Source organism: Telluria sp. ZB2R32, assembly GCF_059685715.1.
This window is the reverse complement of the sequence record NZ_JCASIG010000008.1, coordinates 69818-85244: the sequence shown is the minus strand read 5'-3', so window position 1 is coordinate 85244 and position 15427 is coordinate 69818. Positions and strand designations below refer to the sequence as shown.

Annotated in this window: 17 protein-coding genes; 5 read left to right on the top strand and 12 right to left on the bottom strand. The window is 65.7% G+C overall.

The features are described 5' to 3' along the window. Positions 1-53 precede the first annotated feature (53 nt). Positions 54-599, top strand: a complete 546-nt coding sequence (locus AC56LG_RS21215) for a GNAT family N-acetyltransferase (protein WP_497168023.1) — start codon at positions 54-56, stop codon at positions 597-599. Between the two features lie 249 nt (positions 600-848). On the opposite strand, the gene AC56LG_RS21210 is transcribed toward AC56LG_RS21215, so the two are convergent. Further along, positions 849-1478: a 1-acyl-sn-glycerol-3-phosphate acyltransferase gene (locus tag AC56LG_RS21210; RefSeq protein ID WP_497168022.1), complete on the bottom strand. Its 630-nt coding sequence runs from the start codon at positions 1476-1478 to the stop codon at positions 849-851. Between the two features lie 202 nt (positions 1479-1680). Here AC56LG_RS21210 and arsC point away from each other — a divergent pair, with 202 nt between their 5' ends. Continuing rightward, positions 1681-2028 (top strand): arsenate reductase (glutaredoxin), encoded by a 348-nt coding sequence (arsC, locus tag AC56LG_RS21205; protein WP_497168021.1) that lies wholly within the window; start codon positions 1681-1683, stop codon positions 2026-2028. Between the two features lie 24 nt (positions 2029-2052). Here arsC and AC56LG_RS21200 read toward each other — a convergent pair whose 3' ends face one another. Both AC56LG_RS21200 and AC56LG_RS21195 read right to left on the bottom strand, forming a co-directional pair. After that, positions 2053-3276 carry a right-handed parallel beta-helix repeat-containing protein gene (locus AC56LG_RS21200; RefSeq protein WP_497168020.1) on the bottom strand — a complete coding sequence of 408 codons (1224 nt, stop codon included), beginning with the start codon at positions 3274-3276 and terminating at the stop codon, positions 2053-2055. Positions 3277-3415: 139 nt separating this feature from the next. Continuing rightward, positions 3416-3859 carry an acyl-CoA thioesterase gene (locus tag AC56LG_RS21195; RefSeq protein ID WP_497168019.1) on the bottom strand — a complete coding sequence of 148 codons (444 nt, stop codon included), beginning with the start codon at positions 3857-3859 and terminating at the stop codon, positions 3416-3418. A 172-nt stretch (positions 3860-4031) separates the two neighbouring features. Between AC56LG_RS21195 and AC56LG_RS21190 the strand changes: the two genes are divergently transcribed. Then, positions 4032-4379, top strand: a complete 348-nt coding sequence (locus tag AC56LG_RS21190) for a hypothetical protein (protein ID WP_497168018.1) — start codon at positions 4032-4034, stop codon at positions 4377-4379. A gap of 15 nt (positions 4380-4394) precedes the next feature. Here AC56LG_RS21190 and AC56LG_RS21185 read toward each other — a convergent pair whose 3' ends face one another. From AC56LG_RS21185 to AC56LG_RS21175, 3 genes are all read right to left on the bottom strand, one after another. Next, positions 4395-5087, bottom strand: coding sequence for a hypothetical protein (locus tag AC56LG_RS21185; protein WP_497168017.1), 693 nt, complete (start codon positions 5085-5087; stop codon positions 4395-4397). A 3-nt stretch (positions 5088-5090) separates the two neighbouring features. Beyond that, positions 5091-7748 carry an aminopeptidase N gene (pepN, locus tag AC56LG_RS21180; RefSeq protein WP_497168156.1) on the bottom strand — a complete coding sequence of 886 codons (2658 nt, stop codon included), beginning with the start codon at positions 7746-7748 and terminating at the stop codon, positions 5091-5093. Between the two features lie 203 nt (positions 7749-7951). Continuing rightward, entirely contained in the window at positions 7952-9016 is a 1065-nt protein-coding gene (locus tag AC56LG_RS21175) for an alkene reductase (RefSeq protein WP_497168016.1), read from the bottom strand. A gap of 169 nt (positions 9017-9185) precedes the next feature. Between AC56LG_RS21175 and sugE the strand changes: the two genes are divergently transcribed. Further along, entirely contained in the window at positions 9186-9506 is a 321-nt protein-coding gene (sugE, locus tag AC56LG_RS21170; protein WP_192051966.1) for a quaternary ammonium compound efflux SMR transporter SugE, read from the top strand. 301 nt (positions 9507-9807) lie between these two features. Here the strand turns inward: sugE and AC56LG_RS21165 are convergent, their stop codons facing one another. From AC56LG_RS21165 to AC56LG_RS21155, 3 genes are all read right to left on the bottom strand, one after another. Continuing rightward, positions 9808-10479 carry a hypothetical protein gene (locus AC56LG_RS21165; RefSeq protein WP_497168015.1) on the bottom strand — a complete coding sequence of 224 codons (672 nt, stop codon included), beginning with the start codon at positions 10477-10479 and terminating at the stop codon, positions 9808-9810. 281 nt (positions 10480-10760) lie between these two features. Beyond that, a complete protein-coding gene (locus AC56LG_RS21160; protein WP_497168014.1) occupies positions 10761-11009 on the bottom strand; it encodes a DUF3297 family protein in 249 nt (82 codons plus the stop codon). Positions 11010-11089: 80 nt separating this feature from the next. Next, positions 11090-12064 carry a succinylglutamate desuccinylase/aspartoacylase family protein gene (locus AC56LG_RS21155; protein WP_497168013.1) on the bottom strand — a complete coding sequence of 325 codons (975 nt, stop codon included), beginning with the start codon at positions 12062-12064 and terminating at the stop codon, positions 11090-11092. Positions 12065-12170: 106 nt separating this feature from the next. Here AC56LG_RS21155 and AC56LG_RS21150 point away from each other — a divergent pair, with 106 nt between their 5' ends. After that, a complete protein-coding gene (locus AC56LG_RS21150) occupies positions 12171-13310 on the top strand; it encodes an acyltransferase family protein (RefSeq protein ID WP_497168012.1) in 1140 nt (379 codons plus the stop codon). Here AC56LG_RS21150 and AC56LG_RS21145 read toward each other — a convergent pair. The 3 genes from AC56LG_RS21145 to AC56LG_RS21135 all read right to left on the bottom strand — a co-directional run bounded on the left by AC56LG_RS21145 (position 13294) and on the right by AC56LG_RS21135 (position 15342). After that, on the bottom strand, positions 13294-13764 hold the full coding sequence (locus AC56LG_RS21145; protein WP_497168011.1) for a hypothetical protein: 471 nt from the start codon (positions 13762-13764) through the stop codon (positions 13294-13296). The two genes, AC56LG_RS21150 and AC56LG_RS21145, sit on opposite strands and share 17 nt — an antisense overlap. 79 nt (positions 13765-13843) lie before the next feature. After that, the gene (locus tag AC56LG_RS21140) at positions 13844-14713 is read right to left on the bottom strand and encodes a pirin family protein (RefSeq protein ID WP_497168010.1); all 870 of its coding nucleotides are present in this window, start codon (positions 14711-14713) and stop codon (positions 13844-13846) included. 32 nt (positions 14714-14745) lie between these two features. Further along, positions 14746-15342, bottom strand: coding sequence for an FMN-dependent NADH-azoreductase (locus tag AC56LG_RS21135; protein WP_497168009.1), 597 nt, complete (start codon positions 15340-15342; stop codon positions 14746-14748). Positions 15343-15427 lie beyond the last annotated feature (85 nt).

The window sequence follows — 15427 nt, the reverse complement described above, 5'->3', positions numbered from 1 at the left end:
GAAAGCGGGCACGAATCCTGCACACTCTGGCGTATCGACAGGGAGGACACGACATGCAGGTAAGAATGCTCGACGCGGCCGGCGCCAGGGCGCACGCGCCGCAATTGCGCGCGCTGTTGCAGGATGCGGTGGCGCATGGCGCCTCGGTCGGCTTCGTCATGCCATTGGCCCAGGAGGCGGTCGACGCCTACTGGCGCGACGTGGCCGAGGCGGTCGCGGGCGGTTCGCGCATCCTGCTGGCCGCCTGGCGCGACCACGTGCTGGTGGGGACGGTGCAGCTCGACCTGTGCATGAAGCCCAACGGCGCCAACCGCGCCGAAGTGCAAAAGCTGCTGGTACACAGCGGCGCGCGCCGCGGCGGCGCCGCCACGGCATTGATGGCGGCCGCCGAGATGCAGGCGCTGGCGCTGCGGCGCGGCCTGCTGTTCCTCGATACCGAGGCCGGCTCGGATGCCGAAGCGCTGTATGCCCGGCTCGGCTATACGCGGGTGGGCGAACTGCCCGAATACTGCGCCACCCCGGGCGGCGCCTGGCGCGCCACGGCGATCTGGTACAAGACCCTGTTCGTGCGCGAGCGCCAGGGTGCGCGGCAGATGTGAGCGCCGGCTGAACGCGTGGACGGGGAACTCGCCTCTCGTGGCCCGGTCCACCCTACGAGGTTGTGAAAAAATCGCCATGGCTGCGTTGCCTCGTCTCGCCGTACACTCGTACTGTCTTCGACTCGGCGCCGGGCGGCCGTATCCCTTGCCCTGACGATTTTTTCACAACCTCTACCGGGACCGGCGCCGTAGGGTGGACGGCTCCGCCGTCCACGCGTCGACGTGCGTCCGAATCAACGCGCCGAGCGATCAGCCCTTGCGCCGGTCCGGCCCGATATGCGGCGGCGCCAGCTTGATCGGCGCCGCATCCTGCGGGTTGAGCGCCTGGCGGTCCTGGTACACGGCGGCGATCGCCGCCATATCGGCATCCTGGTCGCCGCTCAGGTGGATGAAATCGACCAGGCCCAGTTCCTTCTTGCCGTAGTCGATGTAGACCAGCACCAGCGGCACCCTGGCGGCCATCGCCAGGTGGTAGAAACCGCTCTTCCAGTGCGGACGGTAGCTGCGCGTGCCTTCCGGCGTGATGCCGACCCAGCACCACTTTTCAGCCAGCATGTTGTCCGCCAGCATGCGCGTCGCCCCCATCGGCGCGCGGCGGTCGACGGGAATCCCGCCCCAATAGCGCATCAGCGGGCCGAACGGACCGCGAAACAGCGAGTCCTTGGCCAGCCAGCGGAACGGCAGGCCGAGCGCCCACTTGCTCAGCAGGCCGATCGGGAAATCCCAGTTCGAGGTATGCGGGTAGACGACGGCGATGCCGTGCGGGCCGGGCAGCGGCCGGTAGCGCAGCTTCCAGCCGAACAGGTTCAGGAGGCGCAGCGCGGTGCGCTGGCGCCAGGTGGGCAGGGCGGCTGGATGCATCAGGGTGTCGCTCATCATTTCTCCGTCGTGCCGCGCTTGACAGCGGCCATCTTGTTCTGTGTGTTGTGACTCGCACAAGGCAGCGCCCGGGCCGGGGACATTACCTTGCGGAAAACGAGCGGGGGATTTTATAGGGCAAGGGCAAGAGCGACAAGCAAAAAAGCTGGCCGGGTGCGGGGGCGGGCCGTATCATGGCCGCCTCTTTGTCAGTTTGATCATCATGGACATCACGATCTACCACAATCCGCAGTGCAGCAATTCGCGTGGCGCGCTGGCCGCGATCCGCGCAGCAGGCTTCGAGCCGCGCGTCGTCGACTACCTGGCTACGCCGCCCGCGCGCGACGAACTGGTGCGCATGCTGGCCGCCGCCGGCCTGTCCGCACGCGCGGCGATGCGCACCAAGGAAAGCCTGTACACGGAACTCGGGCTCGATGCGGAGGGCACGAGCGAAGATGCGCTGATCGATGCGATGCTGGCGCACCCGCGGCTGATGAACCGGCCGTTCGTGGTCACGCCGAAGGGCGTGCGCCTGTGCCGGCCGCCGGAGACGGTGCGCGAGATCCTCTAGGAACCTTGCCGCAGGTGTGCGCCGCTAGCGCACCGCATCGGGGTCTTCGTTGCGCGACAGTTCGGCGTCGGGCAATTGCTCGTGCTGGAAGGCGCCGATATCGAAGCCGGTGGAGACGCTGCGCTGCTTGCCCTCGAAATCTGGTTCCAGGGCTTCGATCACCGCGCCGCGCCCGATCGCCGGTGAACGGCTGCTGAGGCGGAAATCCGGCGTGCCGGTGCGGCTGTACTCGAGGAAGGCCGGTTCGGCCGCGACGGTGCCGACGTGCTCGCGTCCCGGCGGCAGGCGCCAGTCGGCGGCGCTGTTCTGGAACACCAGGTTGTGCACGTAGCGGTTGTTCTTGCCGGTGGCGCCCTGTTCGAGAATGCCGTGCTTGTTGTCGAAGACGATGTTGTTGGCCACGACCGTATTGTCGTTCGGCCCCTTCGAATAATAAAAATCGCCGCCGCCGACGACGATGCCGGAACCGGAAGTGGAGATCGTATTGCCGGTGATGTCGACCCGCTGGGCATCGTGCCACAGATGGATACCGGCGCCGGAAATCCGGTAGATCACGTTGCTGCGCACGCGCGCCTGGGTGCTGACGTAGATGCCGTGGTGGAAGCGGCACTCCGGCGGGCCGATGTCGTGCACGTTGTTGCCGATGACCTCGCCATGCTTGCCCTTGTAATAGCTGTCCACGCCGATGCCGGCGCCGCCGGCCGCCTCGCAGGGGACGTCGAGGGCGATGTGGTGCACGTGGTTGTGGCGGATGCCGTTGTACGAACCGCCGTTATAGATGCCGCTGAGCCACTTGGTGCCGCTCTGGTACTGGAAGCCGTCGACGTCGAAGCCGACGATGTCGACGTAGTTGCCGCGGTTGTCCCAGGCGCTGCTGGTGCGCGAATCGAGCGGCGGGACGATTTTCGCGCCCCAGCGTTCGGACGACACGAAGATGATGCGCGCTTCGGCGGTGCCGCTGACGCTGGTGCGAAAGCCGCCCGTGTACTGGCCCGGCGCCACGTACACGGTGGTGCCGGCGGTCACCACCTGGGCGGCGCGCGCGATCGTGCGGAAGGGCTCGGACTGGGTGCCGGGGTTGGCGTCCGAGCCGTAGGGGGCGACGAACAGGTTGGTGCGCACGACTTCGGGGACGACCAGTTGTTCGGACGAACCCTCGCTCAGGCGGCAGCCGTCGAGCCCGAGCAGGGTGGCGCAGAACAATACCGCGAGCAGGGGATTGGCGGGACGATTGGCTGGACCGGGCATGGCGACACCTCGTGGACGGCGGACACCAATGCAGTGTCGCCCGGCGCGAACGCCCACTGGCGCGGTTTCCTCAAGTTTGCCTTTGAGCAGGCGCAAGGTGACTCAAGCTAACCCATGCATAGCCCGCGCCCGGGTGCGTTCAGGCGCTTTTCACCACCTGCGGCATGTAGGCGTCCAGGAATTCGGGCGGCATGCGGCGCGGGCGGCCGCCGCCGATGTCGATGCAGACCAGTTCCCAGCGCCCGCGCAGCACGGTCGCGCCGTCGCCGTCGCGCACCAGCTGGAAGCGCCGTTCCATCGACAGCTTGCCGTCGCCGCCGACCAGCCAGGTGCCCAGCGTCAGCGCCTCGCCCAGCAGCGTCGGCAGGATGTAATCGTATTCGGCGCGCCGGATCGCCATTGCCCGGTCGAGGCGCCGGTAATCGTCGATGCCCAGCCCCAGTGCCTCGGAGTGGGCCCAGCCGGCCTGCTCGCACCAGCGCACGTAGACGGCATTGTTGGTGTGGTTCAGGCCATCGATGTCCGCGGCGCCGGGCGCCAGCGACAACACGAAGGGTTGCGGATAATCCCAGGTCAAAGTCATTCCTCGTTCGACGCGGCCGTATAGCGCCGCCAAGGCGCCCATTCTAGCCGTTCGGCCGCGGCGCTGCTGACCAGGACATCTGCCGCCCCGGTCTGATCCAGGTCAGCCGTGCGCGCCGAACCGCGCGGCCGGCGCCGCTATCCAACCGGCAGACCATTAGCGAGAGGCCGCCGTGTTTACGATCGTCCTGCTCTTGTACCTGCAGCAGCATCTCGAGGTGACGCTCGAGAGCAGCAGCCTGCGCGGCGCCTACCTCACGCGCGCCGAATGCGAGGCGGCCGCCACCCGCCTGCGCGGACCGCTGCCGACGCCGCGCACTTATGCCGCCGCCTGGCACGATGCCGTGTGCCTGCCGATCGAGCGCGAAGTGAAAGTCAACGACGTGGCGCCGCAGGGCCTCGGCCAGTTGTTCGAGCGCACGCCGCCAGCGGGCGAGTGCTTTGCCGACGGTTCCTGGCGCCGCCTGGCCGAGCTGTGCGTCCCTGGCACGGGTACCAGACCTGTAACGAAAGGAGGTTGAGTGCTTGACGAACAATCAGTGACGGGTCCAGCTGACGCTTGTGGGGCAGGTCGTGTTGCCGGCGCCGTGGAGGTCGGCGTTGCCGAACTGCGTGGTCAGGCCGCCGACGCTGCCGCTGCGGTAGCACCTGACCTTGCCGGCCACTGTCTTGCGGTAGATGGTCACGCCGTCCGGCGCTGTGTAGCTCTCGAGGGTGACGCCGGGCGGGGCATCCTTGCGCGCGGCGGCAAAGGCTTCAGCGAAGCGTTCCCATTTGCGCTCGGGCTCGGCCGTGATCGGGCTCGATCCATTGCGCAATGCGCGGTCGGCCTTGCCCGCCATCGCCTTCGACGTGGCAAGAAGTTCGCCGGGCGTTGGCGCCAAGGGGATATCAGGGGCCCGGTCGGCTTGCGGCTCGGAGGCCGGTTCGAAAACAGGGGCGGATGGGACGACAGGCGCAGGCGACACGATCGCCGACACCGAAATCGCCGCCGGACTGCGCGTACGCGGTTTGGGAAGTTGCAGCGGTTCGACAGGCGCCGGCGGGGGCCGGGCCGGCGGCTGCACCAGCACCAGGGTCGAGATGCGCTCCGTCGGCGCCGGCTGGAGCACCGGGCCGTGCATGCCCGTCAGCCAGGCCAGCACCAGCAGCAGGTGCAGCCCGACCGTGAGCGCCAGCGGCGTCCACGAGCGGGACGCCGCATAGCCTGGCACAACGCCGTAGCTCAAGACTTATTTCGGCGCCGTCATGGCCTGCTTGATCGTCACGCAGCGCTGGTCTTCCTGCTGGGTGTCGAGCAGCGAGCGGCGGGTGCCGGCCGACAGGTCCTTCATGCTTTCGGCGGCCTGGGTCAGGCGCTTGACGCTGGCCGGCGTGCAGTTGGCCGGAATCAGCGTGTTGGCGTAGCTGCGCATGTAGACCGGGCCGGCCGCCTTGTCGATCGCCGGCAGTTTGGCCAGGCGCGCGGCCGCCGTCTGTTCGGCCAGCGCGTTCTGCTCGGCCGGATACAGGCTGCCCATCGCCATGCGGATCTTCGAGAACGGCAATTCCGTCTTCAGGTTTTCGACCGTCGCCAGCCATTCGGCCTTGACCTTCGGATCCGGACGCACCACGGTGGCGGCCAGCGCCGCGGCCTGGCCGCTGTCCGACTTGTCGCGCTGCGCTTCCTGCTCGACCAGCGCAGCGGCGCCGGCGTGGTTGTAGCGGTTCAGGCGGGCGACGATGGACCAGCGCAAGTCCTGGTTGAGGTCCAGGCCTGCCACCGGCACCGTGCCGGCCAGGATGCCCGCCAGGCGCTCGAGCGCGGCTGGCGTGCTGGCCAGCCCGATGTAGGTCGTGAACCAGCGGCGCTGGAAGTTGTCGTTGCCCTTGTTCGCTTGCACGCCGTTCCACGCCATGGCTTCCAGGTCGGCACGGGTCTGCTGCGCCCAGGCCGAGTGCAGGCCCATCGCATCCAGATAGTACTTGGCCATGCCGACCTTGCCGAGCACGTCGCCGAGCAAGGTGTAATCCTTTTCGAGCGGCGCATTCGCCAGCGCGGTCTTGATGAATTCGTTCAGCGCCAGCTTGCCGTCACGCACGCCATCCCACAGGCTCTGCCACAGCATCGTGCGCAGCAGCGGGTCTTCCACGCCGGCGAGGCTGGCGCGCGCGGTTTCGAACGAACGCTTGTCGAGCTGCACTTTCACGAAACCCCAGTCCTGGTAGTTCGGATACACCATGTCCGGGCAGGCGCTGCCGACCAGGGCCGGTACTTTTGTGCTGGCGCCGGCGTAGGTCACCGGCACGTTCTGCAGCTGGGTGAACTTGCCGCCCTCGACCTTGAAGGTGGCAACCTGCACGCGCTGTTCGCGCAGCGTCGGCAAGGCCTTGCTCGGCGCCGTCTGCTGCAAGGTGAACGACTTGATCTTGCCGCCGTCTTTGCCACTACTGCAGGTGAAGTTCGCCGCGATCGTGTTCACGCCCGGCTCGTACAGCCACTGTTTGGTCCAGCCCGACAGGTCGCGTCCCGCCGCTTCGCCCAGGCTGCCGATGAAGTCGTCGAGCTTGGCGTTCTGGTAGGAATACTTGGTCAGGTAATTGTGCACGCCCTTGCGGAAGACTTCCGCGCCCAGCAGGTGGCGCAGCTGGATCAGGGTCGAGGCGCCTTTCGAATAGGTGATCGCATCGATGTTGTCGAACGCGTTCGCGGTCGACGGCACCGGCACCTCGATCGGGTGGGTATTCGATTTCTGGTCCTGCACGTAGGCGGCCTGCTTGCCGGTCGAATAGAAATGCTGCCAGGCGTCCTTGAACTCGGTCGCCTCGGCCGTGGCCAGCGTACCCATGAAGGAAGCGAAGCTTTCGTTCAGCCACAGGCCGTTCCACCACTGCATGGTGACCAGGTCGCCGAACCACTGGTGCGCCATCTCGTGCATGATGACGGACGCCAGCGACTGGCGCTGGGCGTCCGTCATCTTCGCCTTGTGCAGGAAGCCGCCTTCGGCAAAGGTGATGGCGCCGGCGTTTTCCATGGCGCCGTACAGGAAGTCAGGCACCAGCAACTGGTCGTATTTCTCGAACTGGTAAGGAATGCCGAAGTAATTGTCGAAGAATGCCAGGCCGTCTTTCGTGTAGCGGAACCAGTCTTCCGGCGTTACCTGGGCGGCGACCGACTGGCGCGCGAACAGGCGCATCGGGTACTTGCCGCTCTTGTCTTCCCACACTTTATAAGGACCGGCGTGCAGCGAGAAGTTATATGGGCTCAGCTTTTTCGATTTCGGGAAGATCCAGCGCTTGTTGGCACCCGCTTCTTCGATGCGCGTCTCGCGCGTGGTCGACACCACGTGCCAGTCGGCCGGCGCGGTGGCCGTAACTTGATAAGTCGCCTTCAGGTCGGGCTGGTCGAAGACGGCGAACATCTGGTGCGCGGCGGCCGGCTCGAAATGGGAATAGGTGTAGACACGGCCATCGACCGGGTCGACCATGCGGTGCAAGCCTTCGCCGTTGGTGCTGTGCAGGCGCTCGTAGGCGATCACGACGGTGTTACGGCCCTTGGCGAGGTCGGCGGCGGCAATCGTCACGAACCAGTTGTTGTATTTCGTCTCGACCGTCTTCCCGTTGACGCTGACCGATTTCACGGTCGCCTTGTCGAGGTCGATCGTCAGCGGCTGGCTGTTGTCGGCCAGGTCGAAGGTGGCGGTGGTGACGCCGCTGAAGGTCGGCTTGCCGGTCAGCGTGAATTCGAGCGCGTAATCGACGTTCGACACGCGCGCCGAACGGGCGGCGGCGTCTTCTTGCGACAGGAAAGCGTTTTCGGCACGGGGCGTAGTGGCAGCAGCGGAGGCTTTGGCGGCGGGTGCGGCGTGGACGGCGGAGAAGGCAAGTGCGGAGGCGATGGCGAAGGCCATGACGCGGGGAACAAAAATCTTCAAGACGGATTCCTGGTGAGCAGGCGCCGGCCACCGGCGCACTATGCGAATCGCGCAAGAATATCATGAGTGCAACAGGATCTGCAGGGAAAAACGCCCCGTTCTACAGGGCGTACATACCTGATACATACATGTAAACACAGGGCGCAGACCGGTCCCGCGACCAGTTTGCACCCACGGATTTATGAAGCTTGCTGCAGCGACGCGTAATCCGTATAGCCTTCGGCGCCGCTACCGTAGATCACTTCCGGACGCAGCGGGTTGAGTGGCGCACCGCTGTGCAGGCGCTGCGGCAGGTCCGGGTTGGCGATGAACCACAGGCCAAAGGCGATGGCGTCGGCATCGCCGGCCGTCAACAGGCGCTCGGCCGTTTCGACCGTCATCTTTTCGTTGGCGATGAAGGGGCCGCCGAATTCCTTCTTCAGCAGCGGTCCCAGGCTGTCCTCGCCGACCGCTTCGCGTGCAAAGATGAAGGCGATGCCGCGCTTGCCGAGTTCGCGCGCGACGTAGCCGAAGGTCTCGACCGGGGTCGAATCGCCCATGTCGTGCGCGTCGCGGCGCGGCGCCAGGTGCATGCCGACGCGGTCCGCGCCCCAGACGGCGATGCAGGCGTCCGTCACTTCCAGCATCAAACGTGCGCGGTTCTCGATCGAACCGCCATACTCGTCGGTGCGCAGGTTGGTGCTGTCTTGCAGGAACTGGTCGAGCAGGTAACCGTTGGCGCCGTGGATCTCGACGCCGTCGAAGCCGGCCTTTTTCGCATTTTCCGCGCCCTGGCGGTAGGCGGCGACGATGCCGGCGATCTCGTGCGTTTCGAGCGCGCGCGGCGTCGCGTATTCGCGCTTCGGACGCACCAGGCTCACCGTACCGGCCGGCTTGACCGCGCTCGGGGCGACCGGTGCGGCGCCATCGAGGAAGACCGGATCGGAAATGCGGCCCACGTGCCAGAGTTGCATGACAATGCGTCCGCCGGCGGCGTGCACGCCCTCGGTCACTCGCTTCCAGCCCGCGACTTGCTCCTCGGACCAGATGCCCGGCGTGTCGGCATAGCCGACGCCCATCGGCGTGACCGAGGTCGCTTCCGACAGGATCAGGCCGGCGCTGGCGCGCTGGACATAGTATTCGACCATCAGTGCGTTCGGCACGCGGTCCGGGCCGATGGCGCGGGCGCGGGTCAGCGGCGCCATGATGATGCGGTTCGGCAGCGCGAGCGCGCCGATGGTGATCGGGTCAAACAGTGTCGTCATTTGCATTCCTCGCTTTATCGATCCGGGCATCTTACGGGACACTGCGAATTCCTGCCGGGCCCGCCTGGATTTCGCCGGCCATCGGACTTCGGCGCAAGGGGATGTCGCATCACGATGTTATACTTGCGCCCGTTTTTTACAGACGGGCACGCCCCGCGAAAGGTCGATGATGAGCTGGTTTTACCTCGTGCTGGCAGGACTGCTGGAAGTGGCGTGGGCCGCCGGACTGAAATACACGGAAGGATTCACCAAACCGATCCCGACGGCATTCACCTTGCTGGCAATGCTGCTCAGCGTCGGCATGCTGGGCCTGGCGCTGCGTAACCTGCCGCTCGGCACCGCCTACGCGGTCTGGACCGGCATCGGCACCATCGGTACCGCGATCTTCGGCATGATGATGCTGGGCGAACCGGCCGGCGCGCTGCGCATCGGCTCGATCGGCCTGATCGCGCTCGGCATCGCCGGTTTGAAATTGCTGACGCCTGCCTGAGCCAAGCCGAAACGAAAAAGGCAGGCTGCGGTCTTAATGCCGTTCAGTTAAGGGGCGTGTTACGCATTTCCAGCTAGTACCAAGCCCGGTCGCGCAATACGATTTGCGCGATATGTAGGGTGGACTCCCGAGTCCACGGCCCTCTTTATGCCTATCGAGACGCGCCACCTGGCCTGGGAGCGCGAACATACAGGCTTCTCCTGGCGTTGAAGAGTGCAACGGCACGGCCGTGGACTCGGGGTGCGGCTTAACTGAACAGCATTCGACCTGCGGCTTTCCTTTTCCACGCATGCTCTGCGCTTCAGAAGCGGTAGCTGATCCCCGCGCGCAGCACCGGGTACAGCTTGAAATCCTTGACCTCCTTGGCCAGGCGCGCATTCTCTCCGGCAGCATCGTCGGCAAGGCGCGAGCAGATCAGCGCCGGCGCGGTGCAGCCGCGCAGCGCCAGGCTCGTCTTCGGCCCACCCTGGAAGGCCACGCCCAGGTCCATGCCGAAGCTCCAGCCCGCCGCCTTGACGGCATTGCCCCAGCCGATGCCCAGATAAGGCGCATTCTTGCGGAATTCGACCTTGCCGATCAGGTTGCCGGCAAGGGCGGCATCGTAGCTGCGCCCGTTGATCGTGTAATTGCCGTTGGCGTCCGGACGCGACCTGGCATCGATGCTGTTACCGTTATGGACCAGGCCGGCGCTGAAGCGCAAGCCGCCGTCGAACGGGTGGTAGTCGAGCAGGGCGTCGACGGTGGACAGTTTCAGCTTGAAATCATAGTCCACGCTCGAGGTGTGGCCATCGTACGAATAGGTGGCGTAATTCAGGCCCACTCTGGCATTCAGTTTCGGCGCGACCGGTGCGGTGAGGTGCAGGCCAAGGCCGGTCGTGCCGAGGTCGACGGTTGTTGCAATGTCGGCGGCCTGGGCCGCGGTGACCGTCGCCAGCGAGAGCAGGGCGATCGAAAAAATCGTGGGGAATTTCATGTGATGTCCAATATCCCAGCGGGCGCTGGTGCGGAGAGGCAAAGGAAAATGGATTGCCGGGCGGCAATCAGAAGACCCGATGATATGGACGATGTTTGGTGTGGGCAAGCAATTTGCCGCTCCGCAACATGTTCCGTTGTGACCTGGCGACAGCTCTTATTTAACAATCAAGGCAGGCGTTGTACAAGGGATATTGCAATGAAAAACGGCGCCTGGGAGCGCCGTTTTCGTATTCGAAAGATGAATTGTCAACAGGCCGGCAAGCTTGCCGGCGCGGCCGCTCAGCGGTAGAACGCCTCGACCTTGCCCTTCAGCTTGATCAGCATCGGCTTGCCCTTGCGGTCGAGCGTCTTGCCAGCGGCGACCTTGATCCAGCCTTCGCTCAGGCAATACTCTTCGACGTCGAAGCGGTCCTTGTCGTTGAAGCGGATGCCGACCTCATGCTGGAACACGTCGCGGTTGTGGAAAGGGCTGCTCGGATCGATCGAGAGCCGGTCGGGGAGAGGGGGGAGGGTTGCGGTATCGGTCATGGTGTCGAATTATCCACTAGAACGCAGTCGGGGACAACGGCGCACCGCACCTGAGTACGTCCTCTACGCCCTTGTGCGTTTCAGCCGCGCCCGAATTCCGGATTGGCCCGCGTCAGGTAATACCACTCCGAATTCGCGCCGGCCTTGGCATCCGGGAACAGGATGCGGCCGCTGAATTCGGCCAGCACCGGCGTGCCGTCGGCGCGCGTGCCGATCTGTTCGCCCTCGCGCACCGGGTCGAAGCTGGCCCAGCTGCGCACGAAGCTGTCGTCGGCGTCGAGCTTGTCGTACACGGCGACCATGTGCAGCGCTTCCATCTCTTCGAAGGGCACCGGTTGCGGCTCCGGCGCCTCGATCAGTTTTAAAAACGCCAGCGTGTTGATGATGGCGCGGTAGGCCACTTCCGGCGCCTGCGGATCGACGTGCTGCCCGCATTCGAGGGTCAGCGCATAGCCGCCGGTGCTGCGCATGTACTCGGTGGTACCGACGCCGTAGCGCAGTACGGTTTCCAGTTCGGCCGCATTGCCGCGCGAGCGGCGCTGCACGCCGCCGCCATAGGCCGCCATCCAGCCGGTCACGAAACGGCGCACGCCGAGGCGGCGCGCCAGCGCCCGTTCCTTTTCCGCATGCGCGAAGGGCTCGAGCGGACCATCGTTGTTCACCGGGCCGACCATCACGAAGGGTTCGCCGTGCGCGGCGTTAAACGAGTGCAGGTCGAGCAGCACGTCGTGTTGCGCCAGCAGCGGACACAGCCAGTTGGCGATGCGGTCTTCGAAATCCTGCGGGTCGTCTTTCGGGAACAGGTTGCGGTTCAGGTTGCGCTCGCCATTGCGCTGGTTCTTGAAGTAGGCCAGCGGATTGACGATCGGCACGAAGGTGACGCTGCCGGCCGCGATGCGCAGCGTGCCGCTGTCGAGCTCGGCCATGACGCGGCGGATCGCCTCAGTGCCGCAAATCTCGTTGCCATGGGTCGCGCCCATGATGATCACGCTCGGACCCTCGTCCAGGCCGGTATAGTTGACAAACTTGAATTGCAGATTCGGGGCGGAAGCCATGCGCGGTGATCCAGGGAAATTTTTGGTGCCGTCATTTTATCGGGAATCACTGGCACATGCGAAAAGGGCATGGCATGATCCGCCACTCTTCCTTTCGAACGATCCGATGCAAGATCCCCGTAGCGCCCGCCTGAACGGCCTCGACACCCTGCGCGCGCTCGCCGTCACGCTGGTCGTGCTGCACCATTACACACTGTTCGTGTCGAACGACGACGCTACCTTCGGCTGGGTCGGGCGCATCGGCTGGGCCGGCGTCGACCTGTTCTTCGCGCTGTCGGGCTACCTGATCGGCAACCAGATCTTCAAGGCGATGGCGACGGATGCCGGCCTGTCCTTACGGGCTTTTTACGCGCGCCGCCTGCTGCGCACGCTGCCGAATTACCTGGTGGTGCTGGCGCTGTATGTCCTGTGGCCGGCCTGGGGCGAGAACGCGCCGCTGGCGCCCCTGTGGCGCTACCTGAGCTTTACCCAGAACCTCGGCTTGACCCCGGGCACCGCGTTTTCGCACAGCTGGTCGCTCGCGATCGAAGAACAGTTCTACCTGCTGCTGCCGGCGCTGGCCCTGGCGGGCGCCGCGCTGCGCGGGCGCATCGCCTTCGCCTGGACCTTCATCGCCTGCGTGGTCGTGGGCGGCATGCTGCTGCGCGCGCAGTTGTGGGCGGCGCAGGTCGATGGCCAGACTTATGGGACTTACTTCTATTACAAGCTCATCTATTACGCCAGCTTATGCCGGCTCGATGAACTGGTGGCCGGTGTCGGCCTGGCGCTGCTGAAGAACCGGCACCCGGCGTTGTGGACACGCGCGACGCGCCACGGCAACCGCGTGCTGGCGGCGGGACTGGTGCTGACCGGCCTGGCCTTCTGGCTGTTCCTCGATGACCGTTACGGTTTCGCGCCGACCGCGTTCGGCTTTCCGCTGCTGGGGTTGGCGTTCGGCCTGCTGATCCTGGCGGCGCTGTCGGAGCGCTCGCTCTTGCGCGACTTGCGCATTCCCGGCGCCGGGCGCCTGGCCATTTGGTCGTACGCCATTTACCTGACGCACCGCGGCGCCTGCGCGGTCGCCTATCAACCCTTGCAGGCGCTCGGCTACGGCCCACAGACGGCGGTCGCAATCGTGCTGCTGCTGGCGCTGTCGGTGCTGTCGGGCTGGTTACTCTACCGGCTGGTGGAAACGCCGTTCATGGCGCTGCGCGAACGTTACGTGCCGAGCAATCTGGTGCAGCCAAAGTTTATTGCGCTTCGATGACGTCGAAGGCGGCCGGCATCGCGCCGAGAAAAGCGAGCGTGGCGTGCACGCGTTCGCGCGGCTCCTGCCCGGCGCTCGCTTCGATCGCCGCGCGCAGGCCCGGGCGCGCTTCCATCGTGTACGGACTGCGGTAGGCCTCGATCAGCAGCAGCACCAGGTCGGACGGCGCGCCGCAGGAACGGCGCAGGCGCGTATCGATCACGCCGAGCAGGGTACGCTGCATGGCCGGCGTCGGGTTGGCGATGTGGGCGAAGATGGAAGGCGTGTTGGCGATCGAATCGCATAGCGAACGCTCGATGGCCTCCGGTTTCAAATCGGAGGCGATGTCGAAATAGGCCCGGTCCCAGTGCGTGCGCGCGTGCAGGTGGTTGCGCGGGAAGCGGTCGAGCGTCTCGAAGCCGAGCGCATGGCTGGCGCGCGAGAGCAGGTCGAGGACGACGGGCATCAGGGGCATGAGGGTAAAATAAAAGCGCGCATGCCGGCAGTGTAACGCAAGCGCGCCCGGACGGTCCGGGCGCGGGTAGAACGATGACTTACGCTGCAAAGCGTCCGCTTCTGAAGTCCTCGACCGCCTGCTGCAGCTCGGCCTGCGTATTCATCACGAACGGGCCGTATTGCGCAATCGGCTCCTTCAGCGGCCGGCCCGCGATCAGCAGCAGGCGCGTCGGCGTGGAAGCTTTGATGACGACGCCATCGGCGCCCTCGGCATTGTCGAGGATCGCCATGCGCGCCTGTGCCACGCCCTTGCCGCCGACGACGGCCTCGCCGCGAAACACGTACAAAAAGGCGTTGTGTCCCGCCGCCAGCGGCTGCTCGAAAGTCGCACCCGCCGGCAGCGCGATGTCGAGATACAGCGGCTCGGTGCCCGCGCGCTGCACCGCGCCGTCGACGCCGTGGGTGCTGCCGGCGATCACCTGCACGGTGACGCCGGATTCAGTCGTAAAACGCGGCACCTCGGCATTCGGGATGTCGCGGTACCACGGGGCGCGCATCTTGTCGCTCGCCGGCAGGTTCAGCCACAGCTGGAAACCTTCCATCAGGCCCTCGTTCTGCTCGGGCATCTCCGAGTGGATCACGCCACGCCCGGCCGTCATCCACTGCACGCCGCCGTCGGTGATCAATCCCTCGTTGCCGGCGCTGTCGCGATGGCGCATGCGCCCGGCGAGCATATAGGTGACGGTCTCGAAACCGCGGTGCGGATGTTCGGGAAAACCGGCGATGTAGTCGCCCGCCTTGTCGCTGCCGAAGGCATCGAGCATCAGGAAGGGGTCGAGGCGGCGTTGCAAGGTTTGCGTGAGGACGCGGTTGATCCTGACGCCGGCGCCGTCCATCACGAACTGGCCGCCGATGACGCGTTCCACGCCGCGCGGCCGCGCCACGCGTTCAGTCATCACTGCATTCATTTTGCTCTCCTCGATAATGCCGCCGCCTGCAATCAGGCCACTGCGGCTGCGATCGTGGCGTCCGCTTCGGCACGGCCCTTGGCCGACGCTTCCGGACCCATCGACTGTGCCGGCGAATGGATGAAGACGTGGTCGGTCATGCCCAGGAAGTTCAGCAGCATGCGCACGAACGGGACTTGCGGATCGGCCTCCGCCGGATAGATGCCGCCGCGCGCGGTGGCCACGTACACCTTCTTGCCCTTCAGGAGGCCTTCCGGACCGCTCTCGGTGTAGCGGAAGGTCACGCCGGCACGGGCGATCGCGTCGAACCAGCTTTTCAGCTGCACTGGAATGCCGAAGTTGTACATCGGCGCGCCGATCACGACCACGTCGGCGGCCTGCACCTGGGCGATCAGGGCGTCGTCCAGGGCCACGCGGGCCGCCTGGTCGGCCGTGCGCGATTCGGCCGGGGTGAACAGGGCGCCGAGCGCCGCTTCGTCCAGCTGCGGATGCGGATCGCGCGCCAGGTCGCGGGTGACGACGGTCGCGTTCGGGTTGGCGGCGAGCAGGCGGGCGACGATGCTGTTGGTGACGCGGCTCGATTCGGAGTCGGCGCCACGCAGGCTGGAGGTGATCTGCAGGATGTTCATGTCGTTCCTTTGGGTGAGGGTTCGGTGATGCGATGGAGCTACTTTAGCAGTTCCAAAATCAATCCAGAAGACGCTAGAATGGATA